Here is a 14766-nt window from a genome sequence, read left to right on the forward strand (position 1 = left end):
TGCAAAGGTAGTATTAAAGAGCACAAATTCAATTATTTTATTATTTTTAGTATTCTATTAACCACCAATAAATCGTTTATGGACACGCAACATGAAGTTAGACTTCGCCCTCGGTTTTATAAAGACATCGAACAAAACATAGCAATAGTCCGAGAGAAGTTTGTCACTTACAGACAAAAAAACAACTCACCCGATTTTCTGATGAAAGTGAGAAACAATCACATACAGTTTACTTTTTCGGCAGCAAAAAGACATTATTGGTCACCGCATTTAAGCATTGAATTGGAAGAAAAAGAAGGCGACGAAAAAAATGCGACACACATCAGAGGTCTATTTGGCCCGGATCAAACGCTTTGGACGATGTTTATGTTTTTGCATTTTGTGGTTGCCGGCGTTTTTACCCTATTCGGCATGTTTGCTTATTCCAATTACACGCTCAATGAACCCATGCTAATGGATTTCATCGTGATGTTTATTATGGTTATCGTATGGTTTTTGCTCTATGCAATTGCCCGACAGATTCGAGAAAAAGGCCATCCTCAAATGGATGAACTCGAAGCTATTTTTTTAGACGTTATCAAAGAGTAATTATTTTTGGTTGTAACCAAAGCGACGCAATTGGTAAGCATTGCTTCTCCAGTCTTTGTTGACTTTTACATACAACTCGATATGGATTTGCTTGCCGAAAAACTTCTCTAAATCTTCACGCGATTGCATTCCGACTTTTTTTAAAGCAGCGCCTTTGTGACCAATGATGATGCCTTTTTGGGTATCGCGCTCGACCATGATTACCGAGCGAATTCGGATGATTTTTTCGTCTTCTAAAAATTCTTCGGTTTCAATTTCTACGGCATATGGGATTTCTTTGTCGTAATTCAATAATATTTTCTCACGAATGGTTTCGTTAACAAAGAAACGTTCCGGTTTATCGGTCAACGCATCTTTCGGATAATAAGGTGGCGAAACCGGAAGCAAGTCCAAAATTCGGGCAAAAACTTCTTTCACATTAAAATTCTCTAACGCTGAAATGGGGAATATTTCCGCATTGGGCACTTTGGTTTTCCACAACTCTATTTGTTCTTCTAACTGTTCCTGGTTGGATTTGTCTATTTTATTCAACAACAGCAACACCGGTATTTTAGAATGGATAATTTTATTAAAAAAGTCTTCGTCTTTGAGTTCTTTCTCGCCTATTTCTACCATATAAATCAAGACATCCGCATCTTCAAAAGCCGATTTCACAAAGTCCATCATGGATTTTTGCATTTCATAAGCCGGTTTGATAATACCGGGCGTATCGGAAAGTACCACCTGAAAATCGTCTCCATTCACAATCCCTAAAATTCGGTGACGAGTAGTCTGTGCTTTAGAGGTTATAATGGATAATCTTTCCCCAACGAAAGCATTCATTAAGGTTGATTTTCCAACATTTGGGTTACCGATAATATTTACGAATCCTGCTTTATGCGACATCTAATATGATTTAATTTTTGCAAAGGTAGTCATATCAGTTCAATAGAGAAAATAAAGATTTTTTACCTTTTTTGTTGCATTTGTTGATATTCGTTGTATATTTGCACTCGAAACATCGCGGGATAGAGCAGTAGGCAGCTCGTCGGGCTCATAACCCGAAGGTCACAGGTTCGAGTCCTGTTCCCGCTACAAAGACGAAGCCATTCTGAAAAGAGTGGCTTTATTTTTTTAGCAAAAAGCACTATATGAACATGAAAAAAATTGTCGAGTACAGAGCCTTACTCGGCGTTACCAAGACAGCTACTTTGAAAGAGCTGAAAACCATTTACCGAAACAGCATGAAGGATTGTCATCCGGATGCTATTGCAGATGAGACAGAACGTCATTTGGCTGAGGAGAAAAGCAAAGAAATTATTGCCGCTTACCACTTTTTGGTAAGTATTGCGCCGGAGACTTTGGAAAAAGACAAAGCCGAATATACCCGAATTACCACAAGTACCAATATTGCCGATTTTTATTATGAGAACAGTGTTTTATACATCACTTTCTTGGATGGAAATTCTTTTGAATACTTTGGGGTTTTGAGACCTGTTTACATCAAAATGGTTAACGCAGAATCGCCAAGTCGTTTTGCCAGAAGACACATTTACAATGACTACATTTACAGAAGCACTTCCAAATTAGTTGCTGCAGAATAAAAAAAGGTCTCAATTTAACTATTGAGACCTTTTTTACTAAACAACCAATACAAAACATATTATTCGTCAGCTGCAAAAGCTGAGTTTTTATCTATACTAACTTTTAAGGTAGTTGCAACACCTTGCTCATTGACCATGGTCATATTCAAAGCATCCAATTTGGCCAGGTTTCTGGAAACAAAACCATTGAACATATTATAAGAAATATTCATTTCTTTTAAGTTGTGCAATTTTTCTAAGTCGAAAGGCACTTGTCCGTCCATTTTATTTTCAAACAAACTTAAAGTCTCTAAAGAAGACAAGTTTGACACTTCTTTTTCTAATTTACCGGTTAATTTATTACTGTTTAGCAATAATACTTTAAGCGATTTTAACTGATAATATGACGTTGGAATTGTCCCTTCTATTTCATTGTTGAATAAAGAAAGCGTTTCAAGACTTGTCAAAGTTCCTATACTAACAGGCAAAACACCGGTTAATCTGTTCATGTGCATTTCGATAGATTTCAATTTAGACGCACCGCCTAAAGCTTCCGGCAAATTACCCGAAATTTTATTGAAAGCCACATTCAACTTGGTAAGGTTTTTTAAGTTGCCGATAGAAGTCGGTAAAACGCCTGAAATATCATTTCTGAACAAGTTCAAAACTTCTAAAGAAGCCAAGTCACCTAATTCTGTTGGTAATTCACCAACAAGGTTATTGTTCATCAATTTAATTCCGATTACTTTATCATTTTTGATTTCAACACCGTACCACGTTGCGGTTGGTGATTTCAAATCCCATTTATTAGTCCATTGCGAACCATGGGTTGCTTTGTATAATTTAATTAAAGCGTTTTTCTCTGTTGAAGATATTTCTGCAAATACTGAGGTCGAAACCAAAAGAACTGCTACGTAAGTAAAAATAGATTTCATATCACTTGTAATTGGGGTTAATGATGACGTAAAACTATAAGAACCCTCGTTTAAAAACAAAAATAATCGATGAAATGCAACATGATGTGATATTTTAACGTATTTATCTTACAAATATTAGTTAAATTCAACAATTCTTACTCTTTTTGAAGTTTAAAGAATTTCAAAAAAATTTTATACATTTGATATACTAACCAATTAAAAAATAAACATTATGCCATTTAATTTTTACGCAGTTTTAGTGTCAGCATTGGTGACTCTAGTAGTTGGATTTGTTTGGTACAGTCCAAAAGTTTTCGGAACCATTTGGATGAATGAAACCGGAATGACCGAAGAAAAAGCGAAACAATCTAATATGTTGAAAGTTTTCGGGTTGACTATTTTTTATTCTTTAATGCTTTCTTTTATCATGCCCGCATTGGTAATTCATCAAATGGGAGCATTAGGGTTAATCGGCGGTGATCCTGCACTTGCTAAACCCTCTTATGCTGCCTTCTTAGCAGATTATGGTGATGCCTTCAGAACATTCAAACATGGTGCTTTACACGGTTTTATGTCGGGACTCTTTTTAGCTTTACCGATTACAGCCATCAATAGTTTATTTGAACAAAAATCTTGGAAATACATACTGGTTACTGCCGGTTACTGGATTGTATCGATGACCATTATGGGCGCCATTATCTGCGGCTGGAAATAGTTTAACATTTAATTATAACGCAATCGCTCTACATTTGTGGAGCGATTTTTTTTACTTTGGATACACACTCGTATAAAATTTACTCTTCTACAACTCAGCTTCCTGATACATGGGATAAGGTCGCGCAGGAGAATGTTTTTTTGCAAACCCATTATTTAAAAGTGCTCGAAGATTCGGCACCAACCAATATGGAGTGCTTTTATATCGGCATATTTGAAAAAAAAGAACTCATTGGTGTAGCTTTGGCGCAATACCTGAATCTGAACAAATTGGAATCCTTTGGCGAAAGAGACCGATGTTTGAAAACATATGTTCGGAACTTTGTGTTCAAAAATTTTGCTTCTCATGTGCTTTTTTTGGGCAACAACATGATAACCGGGCAAAACGGTTACGAGTTTATTAAAACCATTGACTACAAAGATATCGCTGATTTGCTTTTGGCTTCTGCCAATGCCATCAAAGCGTATTTTAAAGAACAGAAAATCAAAATTCATATTGTTTCGTTCAAAGATTTCTACCAACATTGTGCAGAAGAGTTGAAAAAGCATCAGTTCTCCAACATTTATGAGTTCAATACACAACCTAACATGATTTTCGAATTGCAAAAGCATTGGCAAACTCAAGATGATTATGTTGCTGCTTTTTCTAAAAAATACCGCGACCAATACAAACGTTCACATAAAAAGGCAGAAGGAATAACCACCAAAGAATTGTCGTGGGAAGAAATCTCGCGGCAGGAAGAACGCATTTACGAGCTGTATCATCATGTAGCTAAAAATGCGCCTTTCAACACTTTTTTCTTGGCGAAAAATCATTTCTCTGCATTCAAAAAACAATGTGGTGACCGATTTAAATTGGTGGGTTATTTTTTAGATGATACTTTGGTTGGTTTTCACACTTTACTTTTAAACGGGACCGTTTTGGAAACCTACTTCTTAGGTTATGATAACCAAGTCCAAAAAGAAAAAATGTTGTATTTGAACATGCTGTACAACATGACAAAATTTGGTATAGAAAATCGATTTGATAAAATAATCTTCGGCAGAACAGCATTGGAAATCAAGAGTTCTATTGGTGCAGAACCAATTATGATGTCGGGCTTCATTTATCATACCAACAAATGGGTCAACCAATTCATGCCTAAAATATTCCCGCAATTAGAACCAACTTTGGTTTGGCAACAAAGACATCCGTTTAAGTAATTGGAGGTCATAGCCCGGATTGAAGTGGAAAGCTTTTTACGGCAAACGGCTTTACATTTTAAAGGGTTTCAAAGCGACCAACGGAAGCTCTTAAAACCCTTATAAAATGTTGCTGTTTGTGTAAAAACTTGGAACGGAAAGCCGGATTAGCTACAAATTATCAATTTCACCTTGAACCACTTCCCAGTCTTCTAGTAGTTTGTCTAGTTCTGCTTTCTTTTTGTTGTATGCGGTGAAGAAATTAGCGTTTTCGATATGTTTGTCATAATTAGAAGCCAATTCTTTATCGTCGTTTTGAATATCGATTTCGAGCTGCATGATTTGGCTTTCTATTTTGCTCAAACGGTTTTGTAATGATTTGCTTTTCTTTTGGTCTTCGTAAGACAAGCTTTTGTTTTCTTTATTTGAATTGGCATTGACTACCACATCTTTCTTTTCAATCTCACGCATATTGTTGGCATTGCGCTGCTCCAAGAAGTAGTTGATATCGCCTAAATATTCTTTGATTTTCTGGTCTTTGAATTCGTAAACAATGTTCGACATTCCCTGAAGAAAATCCCTGTCGTGGGAAACCAGCAACAATGTGCCTTCATATTTCTGCAGAGCAGCTTTCAACACATTCTTCGATTTGATGTCCAAGTGATTTGTGGGCTCATCCATCAACAAAACGTTAATCGGCTGAAGTAATAATTTACACAACGCCAAACGGTTTCTTTCGCCACCCGAAAGTACTTTCACTTTCTTCTCTACATCATCGCCACGAAAAAGGAAGGAACCCAACATATCGCGCACTTTAGAACGATTGGTATCGGTTGCGGCATTGGTCATGGTTTCCAATAAGGTAATTTCTCCGTCTAAATATTCGGCTTGGTTTTGGGCAAAATAACCCAACTGCACATTATGCCCAAGTTTGATTGTACCATCGTATTTGAATTCGTTAACAATCGCTTTCACAAAAGTCGATTTTCCTTGACCGTTTTGACCAACGAAAGCGATTTTACTTCCTCTTTCCACCAAAAGCGATATGTCCTTTAAAATCACTTTATCGCCATAAGCTTTCGTTACATGTTCGGCTTCAATCACTACTCTTCCCGGCGTCATCGAAACCGGAAACGAAATATTCATTACCGAATTGTCGTCTTCATCGACTTCAATGCGCTCTACTTTATCCAATTTTTTTATCAACGATTGCGCCATCGAAGCCTTAGAGGCTTTGGCACGGAACTTTTCAATTAACTTTTCGGTTTCTTCAATTTTCTTGGCTTGATTCTTTTGGGTAGCCAATTGCTTTTCGCGAATTTCTTCACGCAAGACTAAATATTGAGAATACGGTTTGTTGAAATCGTATGCTTTGCCTAAAGAAATCTCAATCGTTCTATTGGTCACATTGTCCAAAAACATTTTATCGTGAGATACAATTACCACTACGCCCGGGAAATTTCTCAAGAAACCTTCCAGCCAAATGATACTTTCGATATCCAAGTGATTCGTGGGTTCGTCCAGCAATAAGATATCGTTGGATTGCAATAGCAATTTGGCCAACTCGATACGCATACGCCAACCGCCCGAAAAAGTATCGGTTTGGTTATTAAAATCTTCTCTTTTGAACCCTAATCCCAAAAGGATTTTCTCGGTATCGCCCACATAATTGTAGCCACCAAGCAATTCGAAACGATGCGTGTACTCGGATAAATCTTCAATGATTTGGGCATATTCATCACTTTCATAATCGGTTCTGCTGACCAAAAGATGATTGATTTGTTCTAACTTTTTCTCCACCACTTTAATGTCAACAAAAGCTTCATAAGCTTCTTCAAGCACGGTTCTTCCTTGCTCAAAATCGATATCCTGACGAAGAAAACCCATTTTCACTTCTTTCTCAGTGGCAATTTGACCACTATCGGGTTTGAAATCTCCGGCCAAAATTTTGAGCATGGTTGACTTTCCGGCACCGTTTTTCCCCACCAATCCAACCCTGTCACCTGAACCCAATCGAAAAGTTACCTCTTCAAAAAGATACGTACCGCCAAAAGAAACCGATAAATTGTGTATGTTTAACATAATGATTTGTTACAAAAGTTACAGGTAAAAAGATTGCTATAAAGTACCTTTGTAAACCCGAAGCCCGAGAGCTAAAACTAATAAAATTAAAATTTTTGCAAATGTTAAAAAAAGGATCCAAACTAAATAGCATTTTAACAGGAAGTTGTCCGAAATGTCAAGAAGAAAGTATGTATGTTGACCCAAACCCTTATAATTTAAAAAACATCTACCACATGCACGAAAATTGCAGTCATTGCGGATTGCATTACCAAATAGAACCTTCGTTTTTTTATGGCGCTATGTATGTGAGTTATGCCTTAACAGTAGCCATAGGTGTGGCGGCTTTTATCATAGCCAAAGTCTTTATCGGTCTAGACCTTATCGCTTCTTTTGTAGCCATTATAGTTGCGCTAATTGCTTTGATGCCCATAACTGCACGATTGGCACGAAACATCTACATCAATATTTTTGTGCATTATGATAAGAATGCGGTTAAGAAATAGCATACCGCTTAACGTCAGCACTCTTATCCAAAGCCTTTCCGTTTTCAATATAATCGTATAAGTCAATCGCCATAGCCGGTGCCAGCATTACGCCTCGGGTACCGAGACCATTCAGAATGTGTACATTTTTATGTAAATGGTGCGAACCCAAAAGCGGTCTTCGGTCTTTAACCGTTGGGCGCACTCCGGCAAAATGGTCAATAATTTCAAAATCACAGGTTAGGATTTCTTTAATTCGATCAATGAGTTCTTGTTTGCCTTCAGCGGTTGGGGTAGGCGTTTTGTCCTCCCAATTATAAGTAGCTCCCACTTTAAAAAGGTCATTCCCTAGCGGCAAAATAAACACGCTGGTATTCACAATCACGTCTAAATCCAATTCGGGCGCTTTAATGATAAATAATTCCCCTTTCGTACCATCAAGCGGCAAATGCTTAAAAAACGGATTAGCATGCATCCCAAAGCCTTCTGCAAAGACTATTTGTTTGGCTTTCAAATTGTGATACGCTAAATGGTCCTCAAAAAAGATAAGGTCATCGTGAACAAAAGCTTCTTCCACCAACAATTCCAAAACTTTAAGATAGGCGTGATAGTTATGCAATAAAACTTCGGTATCCACGTAACCGGTATGCAGTACTTCGCCATAACCAAAAGGAGAATCAATCCCTTTATATTGCTTATGCACTATTGCTGTTGAAAGAAAAGGCGCCAAAGCAGGCTTATCCGAAGCGGCAAACCAATTGTTTTGCTCTTCTACCGAAAAAAACTTTCGGTAAATAGGGATTTTAAAATCGACTTGGGTGTTAAGCTTGGCCTCAATACTTTGATAAAAAACTTCCGCTAAAGCGAGCTGCTCGTTGGCATTCCAAACCTGACTAAATCTTTTTAAAATCACAGGATTATACAAACCACCGGCAATCTTAGAAGAGTTTTGCGAATGGTTGTCAAAAACCACAAAGGATTTATTGTTTTGCAAAAGGGTTTCTGCAAAAGCAATTCCGGCCAGTCCTGAACCTACAATGATATAATCAAGCATAATGATAAACTAAAAAAACTCTCACCGTAAAGATGAGAGTTTTTATATTGTAATTAGAAATTTTTCTTAGTAATTCCACATATCCGATTCGAAACTACGAATCTTTTCTTTGATACGCTCTGCTTCCAAAAGTTGCATTTGAGAATTGTCTTTCATGTACTGTTGGATTTCTCTGTCACCGTAAACATTCTCTTCTTTGTAAATTTCACCACTAAATCTGCGGGAATTCAACAAGTGGTCAAAAGTAATCGGCATCGCGGAGTTCTTGTCGTTGAAAGCTTTCGCCTCATGCAAAACATCTCTTACTGCCGGGAAATAAACCCAGAATAAATCAATAACGTCTGCATTGTCATTACCGGCATCTCTAGCCTCCGGCGTTACCGGACAAAGTGCCAACAATCTGTACTTTAACTCACCTTGACGCTTGTCAAAATACCAATACCCTTTGATTTTATACCCGGAAATGTAGCTGGCATCTAGCTCTTTTTTATTAATATATTGCGGGTCTAATACCGCAGCCGGAGCAGCAGGCACTTCTTGTGTTACCCATTTACCGTTAACTTTAACTCTTTGAGTAGTAGACTTAGGATAAAATTCATCATAATGATCATTGATATAATCTTTCCCTGCAGGGATAGTATCAACAAAACTAAAAGAACTTTCCATATCTTTATAGGTCTTCTTTATATTGAAATAATCATCAGAATACACCTCAGTTATCTTACCGCTTTTGATATTTTTAATTAAAACATCGAACAAGGAGCGTCTTTCTTTACCCACAAAGGCAGTATCAATTGGATAATACAAAGGAAAATTAATTCTTTCATCAACATCAATAAACTCCCAAATCGTTTTACCCATCAACACATCTCTATCATGAACATAACCATAAGGCAACGGTTTGTCATTATCAGAGATTAACTGAGCCGGAGTTTTCTTTCCAATTTCATCAGGCACTTTTGCATTCAGCAAATTAGACTGAGCAAAAGAGTTAGCGCTAATTAATACGGCAAAAGCTATTAATAAAAGATTTCTAATTTTCATGTTTTTATATTTAAGTATTTAAGTAGGTTTTCTATCAACTTAAATTATTTATTGGATTTCATAAACCACTGGAGATGCATCTTTTGTAATAACATTTGCACCACCTTTTATTTTAGTTTTTATTTCAGAAATAGTAATCTGATCACCTTTAGTTGCTCTTGCCAAGGCAGCTTTACATTGTGCATTGACTCTATCACCATTCACAATGATAGCAGGTTGACCAGGAACTTTAAATGTAAATCTAGTTACGTCAAATTGAAGATCATATAAAAAATCTTGTAGCTCAGCGGTAACTTGAGAAACCTCTAAACGAGATTTAGCCCCTTTAAGCACACCTACTTGCTTTCCAATAGCACCAGCCGGAGCAGGAATATTTTTTATTCTGAAAACCTTTTTATCGGTGGCTGATGTTCCATCAGGCATCTTAGCCGTTACAGAAACTGCTACTTCAGTACCAGAACCAGGGTTCAAATTATATTTTCCATTTCCAGAAGATTTTGATAAGCCAGGTGCAGAAGCACTAACATTACTGTCTGGAATACCAGCGAATGAAATAGTCATTGGGTTATCTAAACCTCTGTAAACAACATTCATTTTGTCAGCTGATATATTGGCTGTTTTAGGACGAGGTACTACAACATATTTACCTTCGAATTTTAAAGGCACCGGTTTCCCATCTTCCATGAAAGAGAAAGTACCATTGATAGTTTTTTCTCCAACACCACCAGCTGTCATCGAGATTACAGCTTGCCCATTTTCAATTTTACCAGGTCCAGAGAAACTGGTTGGAACTGTATTAGCATCATATTTTCCTAATACTACTTTCCCTTTTACAGTTTCACCTTCGAAGAATACGTTTTTCTCTAAAACTACCATAGCTTGGAAGTTTTTCATCGAAATTGCAGTAGTCATAGTATTCCCGATTAACACATTATAGGCATCTTGTTCAGTAGTCTGAACATCATTTTGCATACTAGTAATTTTAGCGATAGAAGCTATTGCAGGGAAACCTTCAAAGTGATAAGATAAATATTTTTTCTTAACGCCTTCTTTGTCTTTTACATCATCAAGACTAAATCTAGTTTTAATATTTTTAACAATAGCCTGATATGCAACATCATTACCAAAAACAGCAATTAAATCTGTTTTGTATTTTTCAATCTTTGCTACGATTTCATTTCCTTTTGCGGAATATTTGTCACCTTCAAACCAATTTTCATCGATGTAACCACCTTTGTCCATTGCTTCGTATGGTAATTTTCCGTTTTCTTCTCTTTCAAACTCTTTAGATACATCAGTCTTAATAGTGGCTAAATAATCATAAAGTTCCTTTGAAATCTTTTCAACTCGTTTTGCTTTCTCATAAGGCACACCGAAAAGAGCTGGTTTGTCTTCTGCTTTTTGTCCTAATGATTCTAACAACTTGCCGTTGTATGTATCTGAAAAATTATTAACGTCTTCAAATTTTTCGTTCATCAAACCAAAGGCCGTCAAAACTTCTTTTGACATGTTTAATGCCAACATCGCGATGAAAACCAAGTACATTAGGTTAATCATCTTCTGTCTAGGGGTTAGTTTTCCTCCTGCCATTTTTTCTAATTAGTTATTGTTTTGTTAATAAAAATATAGTTCAAAAACTAATTATCCTTTGTTACTCATTGCAGACAACATACCACCGTATACATTGTTTAATGTAGACAAGTTTGATGTTAAAGATTGCATTTGATCTTTTAATTTAAGGTTGTTTTCAGCAACTTCGTCATTGATTTTTGCGTTTCTCTCAGCACTTTGTAATTGTACTTGGTACAAACCGTTCAACGTTTCTAATTGAGTAGCTGCTTTAGTCATTTCTTCAGCGTATTTTTTAGTAGAAGCTACAGAATCAACTGTTGGAGAAATCGCTTTAGCTGCTCCTTCAAAATTTTTGATACTATTTCCTAAGCTTTCCATTAACTGACCGTCAATTTTAGCCTCTTTCAACATAGCGTCTAATTTTTGAGACAACAAACCTTGAGCGTCTTTAGGATCTTCTTTTTTACCTCTTTCTTTTGCTTCACCTCCAGCCAATTCCGGATATACTAATGACCAATCTAATTCTTTATCTACCGGATCGAAAGCCGATAAACCGAAGATTAATGCCTCAACTGAAAGTCCAACAATAAGCATTAAACTTGCTCCAGTCCAGTGTTGTATTTTAAATAGTGCTCCAACGATTACTACCGCCGCTCCCATTCCGTAAGCGAAATTCATTGCTTTTTTGCTTAATAATGCCATAATAATAAAAATTTTAGTTAGTTAAGTTAAATATAATTAAGTTGGTTTTGAAATTACTTTCTAGGCGCTTTACCGTTTTTGGTTACTTGAGTTCCCATGTAATCTTGTACAGTTCTGAAACCGATATAACTTCTTGCGGTATCAGCATATTCAAAATCTCTGGTTCCTACTTGTAAAAAGTATGCTACGTCTTTCCAAGATCCGCCACGAACCACTTTTCTCATGTTTTTAGAATCACCAACTGTTGGGTTCATCGTAGAAACATATTCATAAGCTGCAGCATCATAAGACGAATCGGTCCATTCTGCAACGTTTCCTGACATATTGTATAAGTTGTAGCCGTTTGGCTCATATGATTTTGCTTCTACTGTGTACAATGCTTGGTCAGCAGCATAATCTCCTCTGTTTGGTTTGAAGTTAGCCAAGAAACAACCTCTGTCATTTTTAGCGTAAGGACCACCCCAAGGATATGTAGCAGACTCTAAACCACCTCTAGCGGCATACTCCCACTCTGCCTCTGTCGGCAATCTGAATGAGTTGATTAAATCAGGCCTGTTTTTCTTCTTCTTAGATTTGATGTAAGCATTTTTGTTTAGAGTTCTCCATGCACAAAATGCTTTTGCTTGCTTCCAAGTAACTCCTACTACAGGATACTCACCATAAGCTTGATGCCAGAAATAGTCATTGTGCATTGGCTCATTGTAAGAATAAGCAAAGTCTTTAATCCAAACAGTGGTATCAGGATAAACTTCTTGCTGTTCTGTTCTGATGAATGAACTTCTTTTTCCTACTTTGGCTTTAGCCGCAGCTTGAATGTCCATCCAAGAATATCTGAATTTCAACTTTCTTACATCAATAGTTCTCAAACCGTTGAAAGATTCAGCAACCGGTAAATACATAGTATCCATCACTTCTGAATAATATTCATCCGGATACTTACTTGTATCTTTGATCAGTTTTACTTTTTTATTCAATCTTCTACCGGCATAAGGATCATCATCAGTCCCAACACTGTAATAATTCTCATACATGTATTTATCATAAGGCGTCATCTTTGCAGGATCTTTGTCATCAAAGGCAAAATCACCAATACTCCCGGCATTTTTCCCTTTCCCTTTTCCGCCTGAACCCGAAGTTTGACCAACTTCATCAGCTAGAATAGCTAAACGAACTCTAATCGTGGAATCTTTAACCCACTCCACAAACTGACGATATTCACTATTGGTAATTTCAGTTTCATCCATATAGAATGATCTAACCGTTACTGTTTTAGTTGGGGCGTCCTGTACATTAGCTAAATCGTCATCAGATTTACCCATAATGTATGCTCCACCCGGAATCAAAGTCATACCAAACGGCTTCTCAGGATGCCATTTCTTTCCTTTAACTCCTACTAACTCACCTTTGTCGCTTGACCGTCCACAGCTCGTTAATAAAGCTAAAACTGATGCGAATGCAATGACCTTCTTCATATAAATTGGGGTTATTTGAATGTTTTATTTTTAAGGGCGTAAACCTATTTATTATTTTTCAAAAAAGCAATTAAATAGTATTAAATTTTACCATACTATTTTTCAACACAGACTTTCACTTTCCAAAAATAGAATTTAAAATGGTATTAAAAAAATATTTTATCGACAAAATACACTTTTTATCTGATAAAATACACTTTTTAATACATTTTGTAAGTATTAAGCTATGTATATGTTTCCTTTTCTGTTTGTTTTTTTAAATTAAATGCTGTTTTTTCGTTGCGCTTTCCACCACCTTTCCGGTATTTCATGATTGCAGGCTGCCAAATACTCATCATGCGAACAAGGTAATAACGTATTTTTTTTCAATTTATTGTGCTGCCCTGAAAAAAAGTTTATTTCTATCCACCATCTATCGGTTTTATTGCTTTTATAAAAAACCAATTCTTCATTCTCCAGCGGTACGATATATTTTAAATAATGCTCCTTAGTCCCAAATGGGTATTCATTAGAACGGTAATTAACTCCTTCCGTAAAGTACCAAATCATTTGAGCAATCAAAACTGCTTCCTCTTTGCTGTTGTTGTGATTGAATATCCCGAATGAACTTACCTTATCACTTATACCGGCATATCTGGACAGGCTACAGATTTCTTTTCCATCAAAGCCATTTGGAGTAAAGTTAATTAAATTTCCTGAATCTGAGGACTTTACGGAATTTAAATCTACACTAACAATGTCTGCATCTCGAAAAACAGGCTCAGACAAAGCAATATTGTTAGAAATTTCTCCTAATCTGTAAGCATCGAAATACAATTTCTCCACTAAGTCAATCTCTTCCTGCGAATTGTAATAGGTTTGGTAACCAATATTACTAAAGTTAAACAAGTTATTCGGCTCGTCTAAGATGATTTTAGATAAATAAGAACCTGAGGAAATACCGTCTTCTTGCTTGCCAATGTCAAACTTCTTGTCTATAGAAACCAAATTAACCATTTGTTCCAAACTGTCATAAGCTCTGTACAATGGATAAGTCAAATCTTGTGTTCCTCCGATTATAACCGGAATTACTCCTTTGCGGATTAATTTGGCAGAAACTTTTTGCAAAGCGAAAAATGTATCTTCTAAGGAATTCCCCGGAAGTATATCTCCTAAATCAGCTATAGAACTTTGCCAATTACCCGGAAACAAACTGTACAATTCTTTTCGAATGGCATTCAAATCAACTTCTTCAAAAGCATTTACATCGCCTCTGTTTTCTAAAACGCCTATGATAGCAATTTTAATTTTATCGGTATCCGGAAAATCTTTATCCGTATGAAAGGCAACTTTACTCCCCAAGTGTTGAGAAGACAATGTCTTTACATATTGTATTATCTCAGAATCAATAGGTGACAGAAAATCGAATTCCAT

Annotated in this window: 14 protein-coding genes and 1 tRNA gene; 6 read left to right on the forward strand and 9 right to left on the reverse strand. The window is 36.4% G+C overall.

Features of this window, described 5'->3' with window-relative positions:
• Positions 1–78 precede the first annotated feature (78 nt).
• Entirely contained in the window at positions 79–588 is a 510-nt protein-coding gene (locus HA632_RS03430; protein WP_176305816.1) for a hypothetical protein, read from the forward strand.
• Here the strand turns inward: HA632_RS03430 and era are convergent, their stop codons facing one another.
• Complete coding sequence (era, locus tag HA632_RS03435) at positions 589–1473, reverse strand: GTPase Era (protein WP_176305817.1); 885 nt, start codon at positions 1471–1473, stop codon at positions 589–591.
• A gap of 116 nt (positions 1474–1589) precedes the next feature.
• On the opposite strand from era, the gene HA632_RS03440 reads away from it, so the two are divergent.
• Positions 1590–1662, forward strand: a tRNA-Met gene (locus tag HA632_RS03440).
• Between the two features lie 62 nt (positions 1663–1724).
• Positions 1725–2171, forward strand: a complete 447-nt coding sequence (locus HA632_RS03445) for a KTSC domain-containing protein (protein ID WP_176305818.1) — start codon at positions 1725–1727, stop codon at positions 2169–2171.
• Positions 2172–2230: 59 nt separating this feature from the next.
• Here HA632_RS03445 and HA632_RS03450 read toward each other — a convergent pair whose 3' ends face one another.
• Positions 2231–3085, reverse strand: a complete 855-nt coding sequence (locus HA632_RS03450; protein ID WP_176305819.1) for a Two component regulator three Y domain protein — start codon at positions 3083–3085, stop codon at positions 2231–2233.
• Positions 3086–3299: 214 nt separating this feature from the next.
• Between HA632_RS03450 and HA632_RS03455 the strand changes: the two genes are divergently transcribed.
• Positions 3300–3782, forward strand: coding sequence for a DUF1761 domain-containing protein (locus HA632_RS03455; protein WP_176305820.1), 483 nt, complete (start codon positions 3300–3302; stop codon positions 3780–3782).
• A 56-nt stretch (positions 3783–3838) separates the two neighbouring features.
• Positions 3839–4984 carry a GNAT family N-acetyltransferase gene (locus HA632_RS03460; protein WP_176305821.1) on the forward strand — a complete coding sequence of 382 codons (1146 nt, stop codon included), beginning with the start codon at positions 3839–3841 and terminating at the stop codon, positions 4982–4984.
• A 150-nt stretch (positions 4985–5134) separates the two neighbouring features.
• Here the strand turns inward: HA632_RS03460 and HA632_RS03465 are convergent, their stop codons facing one another.
• Positions 5135–7045, reverse strand: coding sequence for an ABC-F family ATP-binding cassette domain-containing protein (locus HA632_RS03465; RefSeq protein WP_176305822.1), 1911 nt, complete (start codon positions 7043–7045; stop codon positions 5135–5137).
• Between the two features lie 101 nt (positions 7046–7146).
• Between HA632_RS03465 and HA632_RS03470 the strand changes: the two genes are divergently transcribed.
• On the forward strand, positions 7147–7530 hold the full coding sequence (locus HA632_RS03470; protein WP_176305823.1) for a DUF983 domain-containing protein: 384 nt from the start codon (positions 7147–7149) through the stop codon (positions 7528–7530).
• Here the strand turns inward: HA632_RS03470 and HA632_RS03475 are convergent.
• From HA632_RS03475 to HA632_RS03500, 6 genes are all read right to left on the reverse strand, one after another.
• Complete coding sequence (locus HA632_RS03475) at positions 7520–8563, reverse strand: FAD-binding oxidoreductase (protein WP_176305824.1); 1044 nt, start codon at positions 8561–8563, stop codon at positions 7520–7522. The two genes, HA632_RS03470 and HA632_RS03475, sit on opposite strands and share 11 nt — an antisense overlap.
• A 66-nt stretch (positions 8564–8629) precedes the next feature.
• Positions 8630–9607, reverse strand: coding sequence for a gliding motility protein GldN (gldN, locus tag HA632_RS03480; RefSeq protein ID WP_176305825.1), 978 nt, complete (start codon positions 9605–9607; stop codon positions 8630–8632).
• A gap of 48 nt (positions 9608–9655) precedes the next feature.
• Positions 9656–11197 carry a gliding motility protein GldM gene (gldM, locus tag HA632_RS03485; RefSeq protein WP_176305826.1) on the reverse strand — a complete coding sequence of 514 codons (1542 nt, stop codon included), beginning with the start codon at positions 11195–11197 and terminating at the stop codon, positions 9656–9658.
• A 51-nt stretch (positions 11198–11248) separates the two neighbouring features.
• Positions 11249–11881: a gliding motility protein GldL gene (gene gldL / locus HA632_RS03490; RefSeq protein ID WP_171222142.1), complete on the reverse strand. Its 633-nt coding sequence runs from the start codon at positions 11879–11881 to the stop codon at positions 11249–11251.
• Between the two features lie 53 nt (positions 11882–11934).
• Entirely contained in the window at positions 11935–13353 is a 1419-nt protein-coding gene (gene gldK, locus HA632_RS03495) for a gliding motility lipoprotein GldK (RefSeq protein WP_176305827.1), read from the reverse strand.
• Between the two features lie 261 nt (positions 13354–13614).
• A complete protein-coding gene (locus tag HA632_RS03500) occupies positions 13615–14766 on the reverse strand; it encodes a formimidoylglutamase (RefSeq protein ID WP_176305828.1) in 1152 nt (383 codons plus the stop codon).

This window comes from Flavobacterium sp. J49, assembly GCF_011742145.1.
GTDB lineage: Bacteria > Bacteroidota > Bacteroidia > Flavobacteriales > Flavobacteriaceae > Flavobacterium.

What these genes read in the sequence shown, in the direction of transcription:
- HA632_RS03430 (WP_176305816.1), top strand. Translation starts at nt 79, where the DNA reads ATGGACACGCAACATGAAGTTAGACTTCGCCCTCGGTTTTATAAAGAC.
- era (WP_176305817.1), bottom strand. Translation starts at nt 1,473, where the DNA reads ATGTCGCATAAAGCAGGATTCGTAAATATTATCGGTAACCCAAATGTT.
- HA632_RS03445 (WP_176305818.1), top strand. Translation starts at nt 1,725, where the DNA reads ATGAAAAAAATTGTCGAGTACAGAGCCTTACTCGGCGTTACCAAGACA.
- HA632_RS03450 (WP_176305819.1), bottom strand. Translation starts at nt 3,085, where the DNA reads ATGAAATCTATTTTTACTTACGTAGCAGTTCTTTTGGTTTCGACCTCA.
- HA632_RS03455 (WP_176305820.1), top strand. Translation starts at nt 3,300, where the DNA reads ATGCCATTTAATTTTTACGCAGTTTTAGTGTCAGCATTGGTGACTCTA.
- HA632_RS03465 (WP_176305822.1), bottom strand. Translation starts at nt 7,045, where the DNA reads ATGTTAAACATACACAATTTATCGGTTTCTTTTGGCGGTACGTATCTT.
- HA632_RS03470 (WP_176305823.1), top strand. Translation starts at nt 7,147, where the DNA reads ATGTTAAAAAAAGGATCCAAACTAAATAGCATTTTAACAGGAAGTTGT.
- HA632_RS03475 (WP_176305824.1), bottom strand. Translation starts at nt 8,563, where the DNA reads ATGCTTGATTATATCATTGTAGGTTCAGGACTGGCCGGAATTGCTTTT.
- gldN (WP_176305825.1), bottom strand. Translation starts at nt 9,607, where the DNA reads ATGAAAATTAGAAATCTTTTATTAATAGCTTTTGCCGTATTAATTAGC.
- gldM (WP_176305826.1), bottom strand. Translation starts at nt 11,197, where the DNA reads ATGGCAGGAGGAAAACTAACCCCTAGACAGAAGATGATTAACCTAATG.
- gldL (WP_171222142.1), bottom strand. Translation starts at nt 11,881, where the DNA reads ATGGCATTATTAAGCAAAAAAGCAATGAATTTCGCTTACGGAATGGGA.
- gldK (WP_176305827.1), bottom strand. Translation starts at nt 13,353, where the DNA reads ATGAAGAAGGTCATTGCATTCGCATCAGTTTTAGCTTTATTAACGAGC.
- HA632_RS03500 (WP_176305828.1), bottom strand. Translation starts at nt 14,766, where the DNA reads ATGGAATTCGATTTTCTGTCACCTATTGATTCTGAGATAATACAATAT.